General features: G+C 60.3%; 21 protein-coding genes. 11 read left to right on the top strand and 10 right to left on the bottom strand.

Annotated elements, in window-relative coordinates; all coding sequences use genetic code 11:
• Positions 1–110 precede the first annotated feature (110 nt).
• The 3 genes from alc to puuE form a co-directional block, all read right to left on the bottom strand.
• Positions 111–1,106: an allantoicase gene (gene alc / locus AC3WWR_RS19870; RefSeq protein WP_020800421.1), complete on the bottom strand. Its 996-nt coding sequence runs from the start codon at positions 1,104–1,106 to the stop codon at positions 111–113.
• A gap of 86 nt (positions 1,107–1,192) precedes the next feature.
• The gene (gene uraD, locus AC3WWR_RS19875; protein WP_033042892.1) at positions 1,193–1,708 is read right to left on the bottom strand and encodes a 2-oxo-4-hydroxy-4-carboxy-5-ureidoimidazoline decarboxylase; all 516 of its coding nucleotides are present in this window, start codon (positions 1,706–1,708) and stop codon (positions 1,193–1,195) included.
• Entirely contained in the window at positions 1,705–2,631 is a 927-nt protein-coding gene (puuE, locus tag AC3WWR_RS19880) for an allantoinase PuuE (RefSeq protein ID WP_020800423.1), read from the bottom strand. Before puuE ends, uraD begins: the two co-directional genes overlap by 4 nt.
• 434 nt (positions 2,632–3,065) lie before the next feature.
• Here puuE and uraH point away from each other — a divergent pair, with 434 nt between their 5' ends.
• The 3 genes from uraH to AC3WWR_RS19895 all read left to right on the top strand — a co-directional run bounded on the left by uraH (position 3,066) and on the right by AC3WWR_RS19895 (position 4,935).
• On the top strand, positions 3,066–3,419 hold the full coding sequence (uraH, locus tag AC3WWR_RS19885; protein WP_020800424.1) for a hydroxyisourate hydrolase: 354 nt from the start codon (positions 3,066–3,068) through the stop codon (positions 3,417–3,419).
• A 265-nt stretch (positions 3,420–3,684) separates the two neighbouring features.
• The gene (gene hexR, locus AC3WWR_RS19890; RefSeq protein WP_008056956.1) at positions 3,685–4,551 is read left to right on the top strand and encodes a transcriptional regulator HexR; all 867 of its coding nucleotides are present in this window, start codon (positions 3,685–3,687) and stop codon (positions 4,549–4,551) included.
• Between the two features lie 171 nt (positions 4,552–4,722).
• Positions 4,723–4,935, top strand: a complete 213-nt coding sequence (locus AC3WWR_RS19895) for a PA3496 family putative envelope integrity protein (RefSeq protein WP_033042891.1) — start codon at positions 4,723–4,725, stop codon at positions 4,933–4,935.
• On the opposite strand, the gene AC3WWR_RS19900 is transcribed toward AC3WWR_RS19895, so the two are convergent.
• Entirely contained in the window at positions 4,877–5,839 is a 963-nt protein-coding gene (locus AC3WWR_RS19900) for a LysR family transcriptional regulator (RefSeq protein ID WP_033042890.1), read from the bottom strand. The two genes, AC3WWR_RS19895 and AC3WWR_RS19900, sit on opposite strands and share 59 nt — an antisense overlap.
• Positions 5,840–6,028: 189 nt before the next feature.
• Here AC3WWR_RS19900 and AC3WWR_RS19905 point away from each other — a divergent pair, with 189 nt between their 5' ends.
• The 3 genes from AC3WWR_RS19905 to AC3WWR_RS19915 all read left to right on the top strand — a co-directional run bounded on the left by AC3WWR_RS19905 (position 6,029) and on the right by AC3WWR_RS19915 (position 10,516).
• Positions 6,029–7,444: an acetyl-CoA carboxylase biotin carboxylase subunit gene (locus AC3WWR_RS19905; protein ID WP_008056950.1), complete on the top strand. Its 1,416-nt coding sequence runs from the start codon at positions 6,029–6,031 to the stop codon at positions 7,442–7,444.
• Between the two features lie 11 nt (positions 7,445–7,455).
• Positions 7,456–9,264, top strand: coding sequence for a sodium-extruding oxaloacetate decarboxylase subunit alpha (gene oadA / locus AC3WWR_RS19910; protein WP_020800427.1), 1,809 nt, complete (start codon positions 7,456–7,458; stop codon positions 9,262–9,264).
• A gap of 193 nt (positions 9,265–9,457) precedes the next feature.
• Positions 9,458–10,516, top strand: coding sequence for an AI-2E family transporter (locus AC3WWR_RS19915; protein WP_020800428.1), 1,059 nt, complete (start codon positions 9,458–9,460; stop codon positions 10,514–10,516).
• On the opposite strand, the gene AC3WWR_RS19920 is transcribed toward AC3WWR_RS19915, so the two are convergent.
• The 3 genes from AC3WWR_RS19920 to AC3WWR_RS19930 all read right to left on the bottom strand — a co-directional run bounded on the left by AC3WWR_RS19920 (position 10,513) and on the right by AC3WWR_RS19930 (position 11,571).
• Positions 10,513–10,704, bottom strand: a complete 192-nt coding sequence (locus tag AC3WWR_RS19920) for a hypothetical protein (protein WP_032831464.1) — start codon at positions 10,702–10,704, stop codon at positions 10,513–10,515. The genes AC3WWR_RS19915 and AC3WWR_RS19920 overlap by 4 nt on opposite strands.
• A 115-nt stretch (positions 10,705–10,819) precedes the next feature.
• Positions 10,820–11,014 (bottom strand): hypothetical protein, encoded by a 195-nt coding sequence (locus AC3WWR_RS19925; RefSeq protein WP_020800429.1) that lies wholly within the window; start codon positions 11,012–11,014, stop codon positions 10,820–10,822.
• Between the two features lie 173 nt (positions 11,015–11,187).
• Entirely contained in the window at positions 11,188–11,571 is a 384-nt protein-coding gene (locus AC3WWR_RS19930; protein WP_033042889.1) for a hypothetical protein, read from the bottom strand.
• A 244-nt stretch (positions 11,572–11,815) separates the two neighbouring features.
• Here AC3WWR_RS19930 and AC3WWR_RS19935 point away from each other — a divergent pair, with 244 nt between their 5' ends.
• The gene (locus tag AC3WWR_RS19935; protein WP_020800431.1) at positions 11,816–12,643 is read left to right on the top strand and encodes a shikimate 5-dehydrogenase; all 828 of its coding nucleotides are present in this window, start codon (positions 11,816–11,818) and stop codon (positions 12,641–12,643) included.
• A gap of 42 nt (positions 12,644–12,685) precedes the next feature.
• Here AC3WWR_RS19935 and AC3WWR_RS19940 read toward each other — a convergent pair whose 3' ends face one another.
• Positions 12,686–13,333 carry a YceH family protein gene (locus tag AC3WWR_RS19940; RefSeq protein WP_020800432.1) on the bottom strand — a complete coding sequence of 216 codons (648 nt, stop codon included), beginning with the start codon at positions 13,331–13,333 and terminating at the stop codon, positions 12,686–12,688.
• 227 nt (positions 13,334–13,560) lie between these two features.
• Here AC3WWR_RS19940 and AC3WWR_RS19945 point away from each other — a divergent pair, with 227 nt between their 5' ends.
• The 3 genes from AC3WWR_RS19945 (at position 13,561) to AC3WWR_RS19955 (ending at position 16,511) form a co-directional block, all read left to right on the top strand.
• Complete coding sequence (locus AC3WWR_RS19945) at positions 13,561–14,733, top strand: acyl-CoA dehydrogenase family protein (RefSeq protein WP_033042888.1); 1,173 nt, start codon at positions 13,561–13,563, stop codon at positions 14,731–14,733.
• Positions 14,730–15,923 (top strand): acyl-CoA dehydrogenase family protein, encoded by a 1,194-nt coding sequence (locus AC3WWR_RS19950; RefSeq protein ID WP_020800434.1) that lies wholly within the window; start codon positions 14,730–14,732, stop codon positions 15,921–15,923. Before AC3WWR_RS19945 ends, AC3WWR_RS19950 begins: the two co-directional genes overlap by 4 nt.
• 78 nt (positions 15,924–16,001) lie before the next feature.
• Positions 16,002–16,511 carry a DUF1993 domain-containing protein gene (locus AC3WWR_RS19955; protein ID WP_020800435.1) on the top strand — a complete coding sequence of 170 codons (510 nt, stop codon included), beginning with the start codon at positions 16,002–16,004 and terminating at the stop codon, positions 16,509–16,511.
• Between the two features lie 189 nt (positions 16,512–16,700).
• Here the strand turns inward: AC3WWR_RS19955 and sstT are convergent, their stop codons facing one another.
• On the bottom strand, positions 16,701–17,933 hold the full coding sequence (sstT, locus tag AC3WWR_RS19960; RefSeq protein WP_020800436.1) for a serine/threonine transporter SstT: 1,233 nt from the start codon (positions 17,931–17,933) through the stop codon (positions 16,701–16,703).
• Positions 17,934–18,257: 324 nt separating this feature from the next.
• On the opposite strand from sstT, the gene AC3WWR_RS19965 reads away from it, so the two are divergent.
• Positions 18,258–19,412, top strand: a complete 1,155-nt coding sequence (locus AC3WWR_RS19965) for an MFS transporter (RefSeq protein ID WP_020800438.1) — start codon at positions 18,258–18,260, stop codon at positions 19,410–19,412.
• A 4-nt stretch (positions 19,413–19,416) separates the two neighbouring features.
• Here the strand turns inward: AC3WWR_RS19965 and nhaR are convergent, their stop codons facing one another.
• A complete protein-coding gene (gene nhaR, locus AC3WWR_RS19970) occupies positions 19,417–20,316 on the bottom strand; it encodes a transcriptional activator NhaR (protein WP_033042884.1) in 900 nt (299 codons plus the stop codon).
• Between the last annotated feature and the right edge of the window lie 84 nt (positions 20,317–20,400).

Below are 20,400 nucleotides of genomic sequence, written 5' to 3' on the forward strand. Positions count from 1 at the left end.
CGTTCCCACGCTCTGCGTGGGAACGCCGCCATGGACGCTCCGCGTCCACTGTGACGCGGAGCGTCACGGTATGCATTCCCACGCGGAGCGTGGGAACGATCATCTACACCTTATTTAGCGACCTTGCCGAGGACGCGCAGGCGGCTCACACCACCGTCCGGGAACACGTTCAGGCGGATGTGAGTGATCGGGCCCAGGGCCTTGATCTGCTCGGCGAAGGTGTGTTCGGCGTGCATTTCCAGCTTCTGGCTTGGCAGCAGTTCGCGCCAGAACAGCGACTGGGTTTCGATCTGGCTGTCGGTACCGCCCTTGACGAACGCGCCCTGGATCGAGCAGCTGTCCGGGTAGTTGCCCTTGAAATGCAGGGTGTCGACGATGATTTTCTCGATCTCGCCCGGATGGCCGAGGGCGACGATCACCCAGTCATTGCCTGGCGTGCGACGACGTGCGGTTTCCCAGCCGTCGCCCATGTTGATGCCACGGCCCGGGTTGAGGATGTTGCTCATGCGGCCGAAGTGTTCGTCGGAGCAGGCGAGGGCACGGCCACCGTTGAGGGCTGCCGCCAGGTCGACCTGCTCGTTGTCACCCACCGCCGACCAGTCGCGGAACGGGATGCCGTACACGCGCAGGCGAGCCACGCCGCCATCCGGGTAGATGTTGAAGCGCAGGTGGCTGAACGCCTGGTCGTTGCTGATTTCGTGGTAGTGGTGGCTGTTGCCTTGCAGCTCGACGGCCGACAGCACTTCGGTCCACTGGGTGTTTTCGTCTGGCTCACCTTCGGCCAGGAAGCAGGCTTCCAGGGAAGCCGACGGCGGGAAGTTGCCGGTGAAGAATGAAGTGTCGATGTCCACGCCTTTGATCGAGCCAGGCACGCCCAGGCGGATCACGGCGCTGTCGTAGCCTTCGAAGCGCTTGCGGCGCGACTCCCAGCCGTCCATCCACTTGCCGTTATCATCGAACACGCCCTCCTTCCATACGGCCGGGGTCGGTTGAAACAGACGGTTGGCGTCTGCGAACCAGTCATCGGTGACCGAGATGATCTTGGTGCCCAGGCGGGCGTCGGCCAGGTTGACGAACTTCTCGAAAGGTACGGCGTAAGCTTTCATTCTTCTTGTCTGCCTTTAATAAGTTGGCTTGGGATGCTTGCAGTGCCCTGGGTGCTTCAGCGTTTTTAACACTCGGGCAAAACTCGCTATAGGGTCAGTAATCGGAACAGGGCGATCTTGTTGATCTCCGCCAGCGCGCACTTGAACTCGGTATCTACCGGGTTGTGGATGCGCGTTTCGAACGCCGCGAGGATCTGATGCCGGTTGCTGCCTTTTACCGCCATGATGAAGGGAAACTTGAACTTGGCCTTGTAGGCGTCGTTCAGCTCGGTGAAGCGCTGGAACTCTTCGGCCGTGCATTGGTGAATACCGGCGCCAGCCTGTTCATGGGTGCTGGCTTCGGTCAATTGGCCCTGGACGGCAGCTTTGCCAGCCAGGTCCGGGTGAGCGTTGATCAGGGCCAACTGGCTTTCGTGATCAGCGCTCAACAGGATGTCGCTCATGCGCTGGTGCAGGGTTTCGATCTGGTCGATCGAGGCATCCCGGCCCAGGTCGAAGGCCTTCTCGGCCACCCATGGCGAATGTTCGTAGATGTCGGCGAAGGCTTTGACGAAGGCGTCGCGGCTCAGGGTCGAGGGTTTCAATGTTTGAAAGGCGCTCATTTCGCGGCCCCTTGGTACGGGTGGGTTTCCTGCCAGTGGCGTGCAATGTCGACGCGGCGGCTGAACCACACCTGTTCATGACTTTTAGCGTATTCGATAAAGCGCTTGAGCGAAGCCAGACGCGCCGGACGGCCGATCAGGCGGCAGTGCAGGCCGATCGACAGCATTTTCGGGGCTTCCGCGCCTTCGGCGTAGAGCACGTCGAACGCATCCTTGAGGTATTCGAAGAAATCGTCGCCCTTATTGAAGCCCTGCACCTGGGTGAAGCGCATGTCGTTGGTGTCCAGGGTGTACGGGATCACCAGGTGCGGCTTGCCGGTCGGGTTGTTCGGTTCCCAGTAGGGCAGGTCGTCGTCGTAGGTGTCGCAGTCGTAGAGGAAACCGCCTTCTTCCATCACCAGCTTGCGGGTGTTGGGGCCGGTGCGACCGGTGTACCAGCCCAGCGGACGCTCGCCGGTGATTTCGGTGAGGATGCGGATCGCTTCGAGCATGTGCTCGCGTTCCTGCGCTTCGTCCATGTACTGGTAGTCGATCCAGCGGTAGCCGTGGCTGCAGATTTCGTGGCCGGCATCGACCATCGCGCGGATCACATCCGGGTGACGCTGGGCGGCCATCGCCACGGCGAAGATGGTCAGCGGAATGTCGAATTCCTTGAACAGCTTCAGAATCCGCCAGACGCCGGCGCGGCTGCCATACTCGTAAAGCGATTCCATGCTCATGTTGCGCGCGCCCTGTAGCGGCTGGGCAGACACCATTTCCGAGAGGAATGCTTCGGACTCTTTATCGCCGTGCAGGATATTGCGCTCGCCGCCTTCTTCGTAGTTGAGAACGAATGACAGGGCGATGCGGGCATTGCCCGGCCAGTGTGGGTGCGGAGGGTTACTGCCGTAACCGATCAGGTCGCGAGGGTAGTCAGCGCTCACTGCAGTCTTCCTTCTTATATTCGTGGTGACAGTTGGTGTGACGCGACTAAAGGTTGGATCACTGGGTGGCGTCACAGCGATGGGGTGATTGTATACAACTTTATATTCACTTTGTAAGCCTGATTTTTTGCATTTTTCGTTAACGGTCATCTTCGCGTGTTAATGACAAGCACCTGCAAGAAACCTGCCTGGCTGGTCAGTTAATGATTGCACGGTTCAGAGGTGGCGGGTTTCACAGGAAATCCGCGGGATTTTTATCGTTGGCGCCATCAGTCGCAAAAATGTCGTTTTTATTGTGTACAATTTTTTTGAAAAGTGTCTTAATCAATCGCTCGCCGCAGCTTTTCGTGCTCCGAATCGGTGCGGTCTCCTTTTCATCTGACTTCGGGAGGCGCGAAGCCTGGCTGCTCCACGCAGACAGGTGCGCAGAATCAATGGGACGTTTGACTACACATGTTTTGGACGCTGCACATGGTTGCCCGGGCAGCTCGATCAAGGTCGAGTTGTACCGCGTTGAAGGTTCGCAGCTGGAATTGGTCGCCAGCGCGATAACCAACAGCGATGGTCGTGTCGATGCGCCGCTGCTGCAAGGCGATGAGTACCGGACCGGCGTCTACCAGGTTCAGTTTCATGCGGGCGACTATTACCGCGCCCGTGGTGTCCAGTTGCCGGAGCCGGCATTCCTGGATGTGGTGGTGCTGCGTTTTGGCATCTCTGCCGAGCAGGATCACTACCATGTACCGCTGCTCATTTCGCCCTACAGCTATTCAACGTACCGAGGAAGCTGATCCCCCAAGCAGCTTTCTCCACCTGGAAGCGACTGCGCATATAGCTTCTTTGGTCTTTCGCCCGCTCACACTGCGGGCTTTTTTTCGCAAAAAATCCTGGGTGGCAAAGGCTGGATCCGCTGCTACATAAAGCCCATCCCGCCAAAACAGGGTGTGACGAAGACAATTCAGTTACTTATTGAGCAGGCAAAAAGGCGATTCATGTAGTATAACTACAAGCGTGCTACATCCCCGGCGCCTGCCAAATAAAAAAGAGTCCAGCCCTTTGAATCTGCTGCAACACATCGCCCAGTCTCGCCACCTGTTACGCAAGTCGGAACTCAAGGTCGCCGATCACGTTTTGCTTGATCCTGCGGCCGTGATGCACAGTTCCATGGCGGACCTGGCCCACAGCGTGGGGATCAGTGAGCCGACCATCGTGCGCTTTTGCCGCGCCATCGGTTGCTCGGGTTTCCAGGACTTGAAGCTGAAGCTGGCCCAGAGCCTGGCGGCGGGCGCGAGTTTCGGGCAGTTCGCGATCCATGAGGACGATTCGGTAGCGGACTACAGCCTGAAGATTTTCGACACCACCCTGCACACGCTGATGGAGGTTCGCGAGAAGCTCGATCCGCTGGAGTTGCAGCGTGCGGTGACGCTCATGTCCCAGGCCCAGCGCGTCGAATTCTATGGTTTCGGCGCCTCCGGTGCGGTGGCGGCGGATGCGCAGCACAAGTTCTTCCGCTTGCTGCTCACGGCCGCGGCGTATTCCGATCCGCACATGCAGGCGATGTCGGCGGTTACCCTGAAACCAAGCGACGTGGCGATTTGCATTTCGCAGTCCGGCCGCTCCAAGGATTTGTTGATCACCGCCAACCTGGTGCGTGAGAGCGGCGCCTCATTGATCACCTTGTGCCCTAGCCAGACGCCTTTGGCTGAACTGTCGACCGTCAACCTGGCCATCGACGTGCACGAAGACACCGAAATCTATACGCCGCTGACCTCGCGCATTGCCCACCTGGTGGTGATCGATGTGTTGGCCATGGGCGTGGCCATGGCCCGCGGGCCGAGCCTGGTCAACCACCTCAAGAGCGTCAAGCGCAGCCTGCGCAGCTTGCGCCTGTCACCCAAGTCGGTGAAAGCGCTGGACGACTAAGGTCAAAAGATCGCAGCCTGCGGCAGCTCCTACAGGTGTTCACAAATCCCTGTAGGAGCTGCCGCAGGCTGCGATCTTTTGATTGTTCATCTCTCTGTCACCGACCCGCCGCCAAACCGTCATCCCTCGCGCCTATCTTGAAACTCCCGTATTCGACTTGGGAGAACTCAAATGGCCCAGCCCTACGAAGAACGCAACAGTGTCGTCAAAACCCGTCGCCAGCAGGAAGACCGGCGCCGCATGGCGTTTCGCCGTGCGATCGAAGATCGTTGTGAGCAGCGTCAGCTGCTGGCCGAGATTGCCGATTTTACTGGCGACCTTGAGCTCAATTACTGGCAGGCGGCCGCGACAGCTTCCCGTCGAAGCGCTCAACCAGCGCGCTGATCTGAATTCTTTCGCTTCGAATGAACGCAAGGAAGGCGTGAGCCACCGGTGACAGGCGTTTGGCCTTGGCCTGTACCAGGCACCAGCTGCGGTAGAGCGGCAGTTCTTCGATCGGCAACTCGATCAAGCCGCCGGTGGCCAATTCAAGGTTCAGGGCGTGGCGCGTCAACAGTGCCACGCCCAGGCCCGCCAGCACACATTCGCGCTGGGCTTCGGCCGAGGAGACCTCCTGGGTCTGGTTGAAGTGCACACGTTTCTCCTTGAAGTATTCTTCGCAAGCCAATCGCGTTCCCGAACCCACCTCGCGCATCAGCAAGGTGTAAGGCTCAAGATCCTGCAGGCGCAACGGCCCTTGATGGCACAGCGGATGGTCCGGCGGTGCCACCGCAACGATCGGATTGTTCAAGAACGGCAGGAACTCCAGACCCATGTCCTGCGGCACCATGGACATGATCACCAGGTCATCGCGGTTGTCCGACAGTCGCCGAATCACCTGGGCGCGATTGACCACCGTCAGTTGCAGGTTCACTTCCGGATGCTGGCGCTTGAAGGCGGCAAACAGATGCGGTACGAAATACTTGGCGCTCGATTCCACCGCCAGTTTTAGTTGGCCTTGCAAGGAGCCCTGCATGTCCGACAGTTGCATGTCGAGGTTTTCCAGGCGCCCGAAAATGTCCCGGCTCGCTCGTTGCAGCGCTTCTGCGGCCTCGGTCATGTAGAGTTTTTTGCCGACATAATCGAACAGGGGCTGGCCAACCAGCTCTTCAAGTTGACGAATCTGCAGGCTGACGGCCGGTTGCGTGAGGGACATTTCGTCGGCTGCCCGGCTATAGGACCTCAGGTCACAGACTTCGTTGAAGATCTGCAATTGACGTAATGTCATTCGCATCAAGGACTTACGCATTTTTTGAACACTCTGGCCACGGCTGGTGCGTCAACTATAAGTCTTTACTTATGCATGACCCAATAATTATTCATTTTTGTTAATCCCTTGTGAGCGCTAGTGTGGCGGTGCGACCAAATTGAAACATTTGGTCACTCGTCGACCTGGTCTAGCAGGTCGTGGGTACCACCGGATCAAGGGAAACTCCAAGTGATAAAAAAGATCCTGATCGCCAACCGCGGTGAAATTGCCGTACGAATCGTACGCGCTTGTGCCGAAATGGGCATTCGCTCGGTCGCGATCTATTCCGACGCCGATCGCCATGCCCTGCATGTCAAACGTGCGGATGAGGCCCACAGTATTGGTGCCGAGCCACTGGCCGGTTACCTGAACCCGCGCAAGCTGGTGAACCTGGCGGTGGAAACCGGTTGCGATGCCTTGCACCCTGGGTACGGATTCCTCTCGGAAAACGCTGAACTGGCCGACATCTGCGCCGAACGCGGGATCAAATTCATCGGTCCATCGGCTGAAGTCATTCGCCGGATGGGTGACAAGACCGAAGCTCGCCGCAGCATGATCAAGGCGGGTGTCCCGGTCACCCCGGGTACCGAAGGCAACGTTTCGGGCATCGAAGAAGCCCTGACCGAGGGTGACCGTATCGGCTACCCGGTGATGCTCAAGGCTACCTCCGGTGGTGGCGGTCGCGGTATCCGTCGCTGCAACAGCCGTGAAGAACTTGAACAGGCGTTCCCGCGCGTCATTTCCGAAGCCACCAAGGCGTTCGGTTCCGCGGAAGTGTTCCTGGAAAAGTGCATCGTCAACCCCAAGCACATCGAAGCGCAGATCCTCGGCGACAGCTTTGGCAACGTGGTGCACCTGTTCGAGCGTGACTGCTCGATCCAGCGCCGCAACCAGAAGCTCATCGAAATCGCGCCGAGCCCGCAACTGACCCCGGAACAGCGCGCCTACATCGGCGACCTGTCGGTGCGCGCAGCCAAGGCCGTGGGTTACGAGAACGCCGGTACCGTGGAGTTCCTGCTCGCCGAGGGCGAGGTGTACTTCATGGAAATGAACACCCGGGTGCAGGTGGAACACACCATCACCGAAGAAATCACTGGCATCGACATCGTCCGCGAGCAAATCCGCATTGCATCCGGCCTGCCGCTCTCGGTGAAACAGGAAGACATCCAGCATCGCGGTTTCGCGCTGCAGTTCCGGATCAACGCCGAAGACCCGAAAAACAACTTTTTGCCCAGCTTCGGCAAGATCACCCGTTACTACGCACCCGGCGGCCCGGGCGTACGGACCGATACGGCGATCTACACCGGCTACACCATTCCACCGTTCTACGATTCCATGTGCCTGAAACTGGTGGTCTGGGCGTTGACCTGGGAAGAAGCGATGGACCGCGGCCTGCGCGCGCTGGACGACATGCGCGTGCAAGGGGTCAAGACCACCGCGGCCTACTACCAGGAAATCCTGCGTAACCCGGAATTCCGTAGCGGCCAGTTCAACACCAGCTTCGTCGAAAGCCACCCTGAACTGACCAACTACTCGATCAAGCGCAAACCCGAAGAGCTGGCCCTGGCCATCGCCGCCGCCATTGCCGCCCACGCAGGCCTGTGAGGAATAGAACAATGTCCAAGAAGATTTTCGTAACCGACACCATCCTGCGCGACGCCCACCAATCGCTGCTCGCGACCCGCATGCGCACTGAAGACATGCTGCCGATCTGCGACAAGCTCGACAAGGTCGGCTATTGGTCGCTGGAATGCTGGGGCGGCGCAACGTTCGACGCCTGCGTACGCTTCCTCAAGGAAGACCCGTGGGAGCGTCTGCGCCAACTGCGCGCCGCGTTGCCTAACACTCGCCTGCAAATGCTCCTGCGCGGCCAGAACCTGCTGGGCTATCGCCACTACAGCGACGACGTGGTCAGGGCTTTCGTCGCCAAGGCAGCGGTCAATGGCATCGACGTGTTCCGCATCTTCGACGCCATGAACGACGTGCGTAACCTGCGTACCGCCATCGAAGCGGTGAAAGCCGCCGGCAAGCACGCCCAGGGCACCATCGCCTACACCACCAGTCCGGTGCACACCATCGACGCGTTCGTGGCACAGGCCAAGCAAATGGAAGCCATGGGTTGCGACTCGGTGGCGATCAAGGACATGGCTGGTTTGCTGACCCCCTACGCCACCGGCGAACTGGTCAGGGCGCTGAAGGCCGAGCAATCGCTGCCAGTGTTCATTCACTCGCACGACACCGCCGGCCTGGCAACCATGTGCCAGCTCAAGGCGATTGAAAACGGCGCCGACCACATCGACACCGCAATCTCCAGCTTTGCCTCCGGTACCAGCCACCCAGGCACCGAGTCGATGGTCGCGGCCCTCAAGGGCACCGAGTACGACACCGGCCTGAATCTCGAGCTGATCCAGGAAATCGGCCTGTACTTCTACGCCGTGCGCAAGAAGTACCACCAGTTCGAAAGCGAATTCACCGCGGTCGACACCCGTGTTCAAGTCAACCAGGTGCCGGGCGGGATGATTTCCAACCTGGCCAACCAGTTGAAAGAGCAGGGCGCACTGAACCGCATGAGCGAAGTGCTGGCAGAGATCCCGCGGGTTCGCGAAGACCTCGGCTTCCCGCCACTGGTGACCCCGACTTCGCAAATCGTCGGCACCCAGGCGTTTTTCAACGTGCTGGCCGGCGAGCGCTACAAGACCATCACCAACGAGGTGAAGCTGTACCTGCAAGGTGGCTACGGCAAGGCGCCGGCCCCGGTGAACGAGCAACTGCGTCGCCAGGCTATCGGCAGCGAAGAAGTGATCGACGTGCGCCCAGCCGACCTGCTCAAGCCGGAAATGGCCAAGCTACGTGCCGACATCGGTGCCCTGGCCAAGTCTGAAGAAGACGTGCTGACATACGCCATGTTCCCGGACATCGGGCGCAAGTTCCTCGAAGAGCGTGCAGCGGGCACCCTGACCCCGGAAGTGCTGTTGCCGATTCCGGAAGCTGGCGGCGTCGCTTCGGCTGGCGGCGAAGGCGTGCCGACCGAGTTCGTCATCGACGTCCACGGCGAAACCTACCGCGTCGACATCACCGGTGTGGGCGTCAAGGCTGAAGGCAAGCGTCACTTCTACCTGTCCATCGACGGCATGCCGGAAGAAGTGGTGTTCGAGCCGCTCAACGAATTCGTCGGCGGTGGTAGCAGCAAGCGCAAGCAGGCCAGCGCACCGGGCCACGTCAGCACCACCATGCCGGGCAACATCGTCGATGTGCTGGTCAAGGAAGGCGACAGTGTCAAGGCGGGCCAGGCTGTGCTGATCACCGAAGCGATGAAGATGGAAACCGAAGTCCAGGCCGCCATCGCCGGCAAAGTCACCGCCATTCACGTGGCCAAGGGCGACCGGGTGAACCCGGGCGAGATCCTGATCGAGATCGAAGGCTGAGTTAACGGCCGCGATACAACGCTTTAAACCTCGGGGGGGCATGTGCTCCCCTTTTTTTTGCCCGAATTTTCACCATTGGTCCCCTGGGCGCCTTCCTCCGATGCTTTTTGAACAACGTACGGCACTCGCGCTCGCTGTGATGGCCTAAGCATCAGGGCGCAACGTTGCGCCCGGTGACTGGCCAGGATCGGATATGAACGAAGAGACGCTAAAAGATAAATCGCTGGCGGTTTTGCTGGTGTTGGTGAGCATCGCGTTCATCTGGATCCTGCTGCCATTCTACGGTGCGGTGTTCTGGGCGGTGATCCTGGGGATTGTCTTTGCGCCCATGCAGCGCCGGCTGCAGCTCAAGTTCGGCTGGGAGCGCAACCTGACGTCGTTCTGTACGTTAAGCATCTGCCTGGTGATTGCGATCCTGCCGGTGATCATCATCAGCTTCCTGCTGGTTCAGGAAGGGACGGCGCTGTACAAGAGTATCGAGAGCGGTGAGCTGGACATTGCCGCGTATGTAACGCAGTTCAAGCATCACTTGCCACCGTATTTCCAGCATTTGCTCGATCGGTTCGGCGTGGGAGAGTTGAACGGGCTTCGGGAGAAAATCGTCAAGAGCGCGATGGCAGGCGGCGAGGTGACTAATCGGGTGTTCAGTCTTGGCCAGGGTACATTCGAGTTCATCGTCAGCTTTTTCATCATGCTCTACCTGTTGTTTTTCTTCCTGCGCGACGGCGCTGAACTCGCGCGCAAGGTACGCATGGCCGTGCCATTGGAAGAACACCAGAAACGCCGTTTGCAGCTCAAGTTCAACCGCGTGGTGCGAGCCACGGTGAAGGGCAACCTATTGGTAGCGATTACCCAGGGTGCATTGGGCGGAATGATTTTCTGGTTTCTCGACATTCCGAGCGCGCTGGTCTGGGCGGTGTTGATGGCGCTTCTGTCCTTGTTGCCAGCAGTTGGGGCAGGGATTGTCTGGGCGCCGGTGGCGGCGTTTTTCCTGTTGACCGGCGCAGTCTGGCAAGGCGTGGTGCTGGGGTTGTTCGGGGTATTCGTAATCGGCCTGGTGGATAACGTGCTGCGCCCGATCCTGGTGGGCAAGGACACGAAGATGCCGGACTACATGATCCTGATCTCGACCCTGGGCGGCCTGGCGCTGTTCGGGCTCAACGGGTTTGTCATCGGTCCGTTGATCGCGGCCCTGTTCATGTCGAGCTGGGCCATTTTCATCGAGACCAAACCGCGGGTTCAGCTGCCTTAGGCACTGAGCTTGCCCGGCTGTCCCGTGCCGATTTGCAGGGACAACGCCTGGGCGTCCGGTAGTGAGGTCAGCGGGCCGCTGATTTGTTCGCCGTCCTGGACCAGGTACCAGCAGGCGAGCAACCCAAGCGCTCTGAGCGGTGCGGGAACGGCGCTGCCGATAACGGACATGATCTGAATCTGAGACATCATAGGGACCTCCATCAATCTGTGGAGTCACCTTACGGTCCGGGTGCGTCGAGGGAAAATCAACGTTTTCAATAGTGGTCATTGATGCCAGTGAGGTCAGCCCACCGGCTGACGCTCAGACGACCACCTGGTCGAGCATATGAACCACTTCCTGCTCGCTGAGCAGTCCCTTTCTCACCAGGTTCTGCGTCAGTAGCGAAAGGAACTTGGCGCTGCGATGACCTTCGAGCTGCTTGAGTTCCGTCAGGGCGTTGTAGACCTTGCTGCAAGTGCACAGGCCATTGATGCGGTGCGGGTTTTGCGTGGGCATGAGCTCGTCCTTGTTGTTATTGACCCGTTGCAGGCGCCGTTATTGCTGTTGCTGGCGCAAAAGGGAAGGGCGAGTCAATCTTGCCGACTTCACCGGTCGACACTGTCCCGAGAACGACACCGACAGGATCTTTCCAGACCTGTGACGACGAACGGCGGATTGCGCGCGCGGGATTACCAGCGGCCGTAGCCGTGGGGCGGACCGTAGTAGCCGCGAGGTGGGCCGTAGTAACCACGGGGTGGGCCGTAATAGACCGGTGCCGGGCGGTAGTAGATCGGTTGCCCCACATACACCGGTGCGGTTTGGTAGTAGACCGGTGGGGGCGGCGCCATGTACACCGGCTGCGGTTGCGCATAAACCGGCTGGGCGTAGACCGGTTGCGGCGTCACGTACACAGGCCGGTTGCTGTTGATGATTGCCGAGCCAACGATGGCAGAGCCGACGATCGCGCCAAATACCGCCGGACCTTCCCAACCGCCACCGCCATGGGCCTCTGCTTGGCCTGCGACCGCGAGGGCGCCGATCAGCAAAGCCACTGTGGGGATTCTACGGATCATGATGACTCCTCGGTGCTTCGCCCCGGCGCTTGTGTCTGCAATAGACTCAAGGAATGTCGCGGGGATACTTCTAAGACAGCTTTTTTTAAAAAAACAGCACAGCCGCCGGGTAAATTTTGTGTAAGGTCTGTGTCGTCATCCTTACGGTCATGCGGCGTCCGCCAGTGCACGCAAATATGATTGATCAGAACCCGATGGGCAGGCTAATCCCTTCCATCCGAAAGTGCAGCACAAGGAGATTCATATGCAGATGAACCCCAACAGAGACACCCAGCTGTGCATGTCCCTCTCCGGACGCCCTGGGAACTTTGGCCTGCGATTTCACAATCACCTGTATGAGCAGTTGGGGCTGAATTTCTACTACAAGGCGTTTTCCAGTCAGGATCTGCCGGGCGCCGTCGGCGGCATTCGCGCCCTGGGAATTCGGGGTTGCGGTGTATCGATGCCGTTCAAGGAAGCCTGCATAGCCCTGGTCGATGAACTGGACCCTTCTGCCGCAGCCATCCAGTCGATCAACACCATCGTCAATACCGACGGCCATCTCAAGGCCTTCAATACCGACTACATCGCCATTGCCCAGTTGCTGCAGACCCACCAGGTGTCCAAGGACACCACGTTTGCGTTGCTTGGCAGTGGCGGCATGGCCAAGGCAGTGGCCAGCGCCTTGCGCGATGGCGGTTACCGCGATGGCCTGATCGTGGCGCGTAATGAGCGCGCGGGCCAGGCATTGGCCCAGTCGCTGGGTTACCCGTGGCAAGCCGAGCTCGGTGAGCAACGTCCGCAAATGCTCATCAACGTCACGCCCATCGGCATGACCGGCCCACATGCCGAGCAGTTGGCGTTCGATGCCCATGCCATTGCGGCTGCGGATATCGTCTTCGATGTCGTCGCGGTTCCTGCGGAAACTCCGCTGATCGTGCGCGCTCGTACCGAGGGCAAACATGTCATCACCGGGCTCGAAGTGATTGCGATCCAGGCACTGGAGCAATTCGTGCTTTATACCGGTGTGCGCCCGACCGATGAGCAGTTTCAAAAAGCCGTGGAGTTTGCCCGCAGCAGCCTTGCCTATTGATTGACGGGCAGCCGCAATTGCCGCCCGCAAAGGCTCGCCCCTTTATTCGAGGCGTGCCAAGCGCTCTTCCAGCGCGGCAATTCGTGCTTCGAGCTCCTCGATTCGTTCAACCGATACCGCGCCGCCAGCACCACGCTCCGGCGCGTTTTGGCGGGCCGCGAGGATCGCTTCGATATCCGCCGGATCACCCAGTGCGTGGGTATAACGATCTTCGCGTTGTCCGGCCTGACGCGGGATCAGCACTGCCAGGCCACGGGCGATCAGGCGTTCCAGCTGATGCACGACCTGCTCCGCATCCTCGAAATCATGCATGCGCCCGCTGCGGGTCAGCAGTTCGTTGACCGTCTGCGGTCCCCTCAGAAACATCAGCCCGGTCAGGATCACCTGCGCTGGCACCAGTTCCAGTGCCTTGTCGACCTTGTGCTCCCAGCGATCGGCGCGGCTGCCCATCACCAGTCTGGCGAAGCCGCGTCCTTCGAGGGCGCGCAGGCTCTGGCCAACCTGGCCCTGGGTGAGGTTCATCACCGGCTCGCGGCTGGTTTTCTGATTGCAGGCAATCACCAGGGCATTGAGGGTCAGCGGGTAGGTTTCCGGGCTGGTGGCCTGTTTTTCGATCAGGGAACCCAGAATGCGGATTTCCGTGCTGTTCAGGCGTGGTTCGTCGAAAGTCGTTTCTTGCTCAGTACTCACAGTGTCTGGAACCTCGCTAAGGGTTGGTCAGGATTTTCTCGGCTTATAAGACCTCGTTGATGGAGGTTAGTCGAGCCTTGCCTGCGTGCAGCGCTTCATTGTCCACGGCATCGCTCGTTCGGACTAGGCAAGGCTGACGATTTCACCGCGCCCGCACAGCGGCAGACTTCATGTTCAAAGGGGTGTTGCGCCACGCGTGCCCCACCAGACGAGCAGAAGGCGCCGCGATGGAGTTTGCATTCAGCGACGAACAGGAAATGATCCGCGCATCGGCCGAGGGCTTGCTCGCCGATGTGTCGGATTCGGCCGCCGTGCGCGCGGCAATGGTCAGCGAACGGGGTTTCGACGAGGCCCTCTGGCAGCGGTTATGCCAGGAAATGTGCTGGCCCGCGATCCATATTCCCGAAGCCTATGGCGGCCTCGGGCTGGGCTTCGTCGAGCTGGCAATCCTGCTGGAGCAGATGGGGCGGCGATTGTTGTGCTCGCCGTTTTTCGCCACTGCTTGCATGGCCACGCCAGCGTTATTGCTGGCCGCCAATGATGAACAGAAGCAGCGTTGGTTGCCTTCGATTGCCGACGGCAGCCTGACCGCGACCCTGGCGTTCAGCAGTGCCAACGGCTGGTCGGCCGGCGATGTCCAGGCCACGGTGGTGGCTGAGGGCGACGGTTTTGTCCTCGACGGCACGCTCAAGCATGTACTGGATGGCCATGGCGCCGACCTCTTGATCATTGCCGCACGGCAACCCGGATCGACCGGCGAGGCGGGCATCAGTCTGTTCGCCATTGACGCCGCGCGGGCGGGCATCGAGCGGCAAATGCTGCCGACCATGGACCAGACCCGGCGCCAGGCTCGCATCGAGCTCAAGGGCCTGTACCTCGAAGCCGACTGCCTGCTGGGTACATTCGGCAACGGCTGGCCGCACCTGGAGCAGGTCCTGCAACTGGCCTGCATCGGCCTGGCTGCCGAACAGACCGGCGGCGCGCAGCAGGTGCTCGACCTCAGCGTGGCCTACATGCAGGAGCGTCAGCAGTTCGGTCGCCCCATCGCCAGTTTCCAGGCCCTCAAACACCGTGCCGCGGACATGATGCTGCAAGTCGAATGCGCGCGTTCGGCCTGCTACTACGCGGCGTGCGTCGCTCAGGAAGCCCTTGATCCCCGGGGCGATGCCGACGTGGCGGGCGAACTGCCGCTGGCAGCAGCGCTGGCCAAGGCGCAGTGCTCGGAAACCTTTTTCCACTGCGCGTCCGAGTCGATCCAGTTGCATGGCGGCGTCGGTTTCACTTGGGAATATGACCCACACCTCTACTTCAAGCGCGCCCGCGCCAGCGAGAGCTTCCTCGGGCTGCCGGCCTGGCATCGCGAGCGGATCGCCGCGGTGATTCTTGGAGAGCAACCATGAAAATCAGTTTCAGCGAGCAAGACGAGTGCTTTCGCCAGGAAGTCGCCGACTGGATGAGCGCCAACCTCTGTGGCGAATTCGAGTCCCTGCGTTTTCGCGGCGGCCCTGGCGATGAGCACATGTTTCCCCAAGAGCGCAAAGCCTGGGAGCGCAAACTGGCCGAGGGCGGCTGGACATGCGTCGGCTGGGCGCCTAAGCATGGCGGGCGTGGGCTGTCGATCACGCGGCAGGTGATTTTTCACGAAGAGTACGCCCGCGCTGGCGGCCCAGGGCGCATGGGGCATATCGGTGAAGGCCTGGCCGGGCCGACTATTGCCGCATTCGGCACGGTCGAGCAGCAACAGCGTTTTCTGCCTGGGATCGTCAACGGCACGAGCTTCTGGTGCCAGGGCTATTCCGAGCCAGGGGCCGGCTCCGACCTCGCCAACGTCAAGACCCGCGCGACGCTGGACGAAGCGACCGGCAGTTGGGTGATCAACGGGCAGAAAGTCTGGACCTCCCTGGCCCATGAATCGGATTGGTGCTTTGTGATTGCTCGCACTGAACCGGGCAGCGTCGGCCATCGAGGTTTGTCTTTCCTGCTGGTCCCGATGGCCCAGGCTTCAATCACCGTGCGACCGATCGAGCAACTGACCGGCACCTCGGAGTTCAACGAAGTGTTCTTCGATGACGCCCGCACCGACGCCGCCAATATTATCGGCGCGCCGGGCGACGGCTGGAAAATCGCCATGGCGTTGCTGGGGTTCGAGCGCGGCGTGTCGACCCTCGGCCAACAGATGCAGTTCCAGAACGAACTCAACGAAATCATCGCCATCGCCAAGCGCAACGGGGCTGCCCGCGATCCGATCCTGCGCCAACGCCTGGCCGAGGCCTGGAGTGGGTTGCGGATCATGCGCTACAACTCGCTGCGCATGCTCTCGGGAAGCCAGGATGGATCGCTGCGCAAGGAGGCGACCATCTACAAGCTGTTCTGGTCGACCTGGCATGCCAGCCTCGGCAAGCTGGCGATGGACGTACTGGGCGCCGAGGCAGAACTGCTCGAAGCTGCGCCTTATCAACTGACTCGGCTGCAGTCTCTGTACCTGTTCAGCCGCGCCGACACCCTCTATGGCGGCAGCAACGAGATCCAGCGCAACATCATTGCCGAGCGCGCCTTGGGCATGCCTCGGGAGGCGCGTGCGGGCAAGTAGCAAAAAGAGCGATCTCGGGAGGACCGCGCACGGCTATAATCGGCCGACGTTTTCCTCCTGTCATCACACGAGACTGCCATGACTATTTCCCTGTACGACGCCTCCGTTCCTGTTTTCCAGCAAATGCTCAACGCCCTGAGCGACGTGCTGAAAAAAGCCGAGGCCCACGCCACTGCGAAAAACATCGACCCGAACGCTTTCCTGCAAGCGCGCCTGTACCCGGACATGTTCCCACTGGTACGTCAGGTGCAGATCGCCGTTGATTTCGCCAAAGGCGTGACTTCCCGTCTGGCTGAAGTCGAACTGCCGAAATACGACGACAGCGAAACCACCTTCGCCGAACTGCAAGCACTGATCGCCAAGGTCCTGGCCTACATCGGCGAGTTCACACCCGAGCAGATCAACGGCAAGGAGGGCATCGAGATCGTAACCCGCCCAGGCACGCCGAAAGAGAAGCGTTTCTCCGGCCAGGCTTACCTGCTGACCTACGGCCTGCCGCAGTTCTTCTTCCACGTCACCACCGCCTATGCGCTGCTGCGTCATAACGGCGTGGAAGTGGGCAAGCGCGACTACATGGGCGCGTTCTAAACCGTCCAGCTGCAAAAAAGCCCGCCCAGGTTTGCGCCTGGGCGGGCTTTTTCGTGGGCGATCATTTTTCATGCTCAGCACCGGACCTGTGGGAGCGGGCTTGCTCGCGAAGTCGGTGTGTCAGGCAACGTTAATGTTGAAGCTGACGACCCCTTCGCGAGCAAGCCCGCTCCCACAGAGTCTGCAGCGTTACGCCAATCTTTGGACTTTCTGTTCTTCGCCCAGGCAAGCAGCCGCGGTGAACAGCACATCGGTAGACGAGTTCAGCGCAGTCTCGGCCGAGTCCTGCAGCACGCCAATGATGAAGCCGACCGCCACCACCTGCATGGCGATTTCGCTCGGGATGCCAAACAGGCTGCACGCCAGCGGGATCAGCAGCAACGAACCACCGGCCACGCCCGAGGCGCCACAGGCGCAGATTGCCGCAACGACGCTCAGCAGGATGGCGGTCGGGATGTCCACGGCGATGCCCAGGGTGTGCACGGCTGCCAGGGTCAGCACGGTGATGGTGATCGCCGCGCCGGCCATGTTGATGGTGGCGCCGAGCGGGATCGACACCGAATAGGTGTCTTCGTGCAAGCCCAGGCGCTTGCTCAGTTCCAGGTTGACCGGAATGTTCGCCGCCGAGCTGCGGGTGAAGAACGCGGTTATGCCGCTTTCGCGCAGGCAGGTCAGCACCAGCGGATACGGGTTGCGGCGCAGTTTCCAGAACACGATGAGCGGGTTCATTACCAACGCCACGAACAGCATGCAGCCGAGCAGTACGGCCAGCAGTTGCGCGTAGCCGATCAAGGCGCCGAAACCGGAGGTAGCCAGGGTCGAGGCCACCAGGCCGAAGATCCCCAGCGGCGCGAAGCAGATCACCAGGCGCACGATCACCGTCACGCCGTTGGACAAGTCGCCCAGCACTTCACGGGTGGTGTCGCCGGCATGGCGAATGGCGATGCCCATGCCGATGGCCCACGCCAGGATGCCGATGAAATTGGCGTTCATCAAGGCGCTGACCGGATTGTCGACCACGCTCAGCAGCAGGCTTTGCAGCACTTCACCAATTCCGCCCGGCGCGGACACTGCAACGTCATGGGTCGACAGCACCAGGCTGGACGGGAACATCATGCTGGCAACCACCGCGACCACGGCGGCAGCGAAAGTCCCCAGCAGGTACAAGAACAGAATTGGCCGGATATGGGTTTCCTGGCCGTGCTTATGGTTGGCGATCGATGCCATGACCAACACGAACACCAGAATCGGCGCGACCGCCTTGAGCGCGCTGACGAAGACTTTGCCGATGAACGCCGTGGATTTCGCCGCTTCAGGCGCGAACGAGGCCAGGGCGATACCGGCGATCAGGCCGATCACGATTTGCGTGACCAGGCTCAGGCGTTTCAAGCGTTGCAATAAAGAAGGGGCTGAAGCAGTCATAAAACGGCATCTCGGATTTTTATAAGTGCAAGGTTTCACCGCTGCTGCAGAGCAGCTTCAGGCAGGAAACCGAAGAGGGTCGCGCTATCGACGTCATGAAAGGTCGATGAGCGCTGGGTGTACGTTTTGCAGGGCGCGGACTTTATCACAGCGTAGGAAGAATCCTTCAGGCCTGTGACGAACTGCCGCTCGACTAAGCGACGCGATTTGCAGGTTCGGGCAACCGCGTGCGCAATCACTCTGTTAATATTCGCCATCCTCATTTTCATGTCTGCCAGTGGGCCTTCGGGCTATCGCTGGTGTTGTCGTTTTCTGGAGTTTTGCATGCTGTTGCCCATTCTTCTGTTGTCTGCCGCCGGCTTCACGGTGCTGACCACGGAATTCGTTATCGTCGGCCTGTTACCGGCCATTGCCCGGGACCTGGACGTCAGCATCCCGCAAGCTGGTTTGCTGGTCACCCTGTTCGCCTTCACTGTCGCCGCATTCGGACCATTCCTCACGGCGTACTTCGCCCGCTTCGAGCGGCGCAAGCTGTTTATCTCGGTGCTGATCATGTTTGGCCTGGCCAACACCCTGGCGGCACTGGCGCCGAACATCTGGGTCATGGCGCTTGCCCGGTTGATTCCGGCGCTGGGGTTGCCGGTGTTCTGGGCGCTGGCCAGTGAGACCGCGGTGGACATCGTCGGTCCCGATTACGCCGGCCGCGCCATCGCCAAGATCGGCTTTGGCATAGTCTGTGCCACGGTGTTCGGCATTCCCGTGGGCACGTTGATTTCCGATGCGTTCGGCTGGCGCAGTGCTTTCGCCATTCTGGCGGTCATCGCCTTTGCCAAGGCACTGCTGCTGTTTATCTACTTGCCGAAAACCAACCTGCACCAGCATCAGGTGAGTTTGCTGTCGCAATTGAAGATCCTGCGCAGCCCGCTGATGCTGGGTCATGTGTTGCTGTCGGTGATTGTGTTCAGCGGCATGTTCACGGCCTACACCTATCTGGCCGATATCCTTGAGCGCCTGGCCGGGTTCAACGGCACCGTGGTTGGCTGGTGCCTGATGGGCTTCGGCGCGGTCGGGTTGATCGGCAACTCGCTGGGCGGTCGTGCGGTGGATCGTCACCCGCTGATGGCGTCGATGATGTTCTGTGCGTTCATGATTGCCGGCCTGGTGGCATTGGTGCCGAACATTCATTCGCCCCTCGGTCTGGCCGCGGCGATGGGCATTTGGGGCGTGGCCCAGGCGGCGATGTTCCTGGTCAGTCACGTGCGCCTGATGAAGGCCGCGCCTGAAGCGCCGGCGTTCGCCGCTTCGCTGAACATTGCCGGCGCCAACCTGGGTATTGGCCTGGGAGCGATGATCGGCGGGCGGGTGATCGACAGCGTAGGGCTGCAAGGCCTTGGCTTCGCGGCAGCGGCTTTTATCCTCGCCTCAATCCTGCTGGCCATCGCCCTGATGACGTTCAAGCCCCGGGAAGTCTGCGCCTGAGGCTTTACAGTTCGGTAAACAACTCGCGTCGGGCACCTTCGGTAATGGCGACAATGCCAGGGTGCTTGACCTTGCGCTCCACTGAAATGGCGTAGAACGACTCGCTGACCGCGTCGGTCTGGCCAATCACTTGCACGCCGTATTGGCGCTGCACTTCGTTGGCGATCACGCTCGGGCCGATGAAGATTCCGCTGCCGGATTGGCCGAACGCCTGCATCAAGGCACTGTCGTCGAACTCGCCGACGATCTGCGGCTGGATCTGCTGCTCGGCGAACCAGCGTTGCAAACGGCTGCGCACCACGGTTTCCGGCCCGGGAATCAGCAGGGGCGCGCCGTGCAGGCTACGGGGGAAGTCCTGGCCATAGCGCGCCGCCAATTCGGCAGTGGCGAAGAAACTGATCCCGCATTCGCCAAGCTTCTGGCTGTAGCCCTTGATGTCCAGGTGCGAAGGCATCGGGCTGTCGGAGATCACCAGGTCCAGGCGCTGGATGGCCAGATCGGCCAGCAGCCGCTCGAGCTTGTCTTCGCGGCAGGTGATGCGCAGTGGCTCAGTCAACTCCATGGTCGGCGCGATCAGGCGATAGACGATGGATTTGGGCACCACGTCGGCCACGCCCACGCGAAACAGGATCTGCTGCTCGTTGGGCTGCGCGCGCAGCATCAATTCCAGTTCGCCCCCCAACTGAAACATTTGCTCGGCGTAAGGCAAGGTTTGCCGGCCTGCCTCCGTCAGCTCAAGCTGTCGACCCACCCGGCGGAACAATTCAATGCCATAGGTTTGTTCGAGCAGTGAGATCTGCCCGCTGATGGTTTGTGGCGTCAGGTTCAGTTGCTCGCAAGCGCGCACGATGCTGCCCGTCTTGGCCACCACCCAGAAGTAATGCAATTGTCGATAGTTGAGCATGCACGCTGCGTTCCTTTGTAGGAGCTGCCGCAGGCTGCGATCTTTTGATCTTGTTTTTAAGATCAAGATCAAAAGATCGCAGCC

The organism is Pseudomonas sp. EB271-G4-1 (assembly GCF_058791355.1).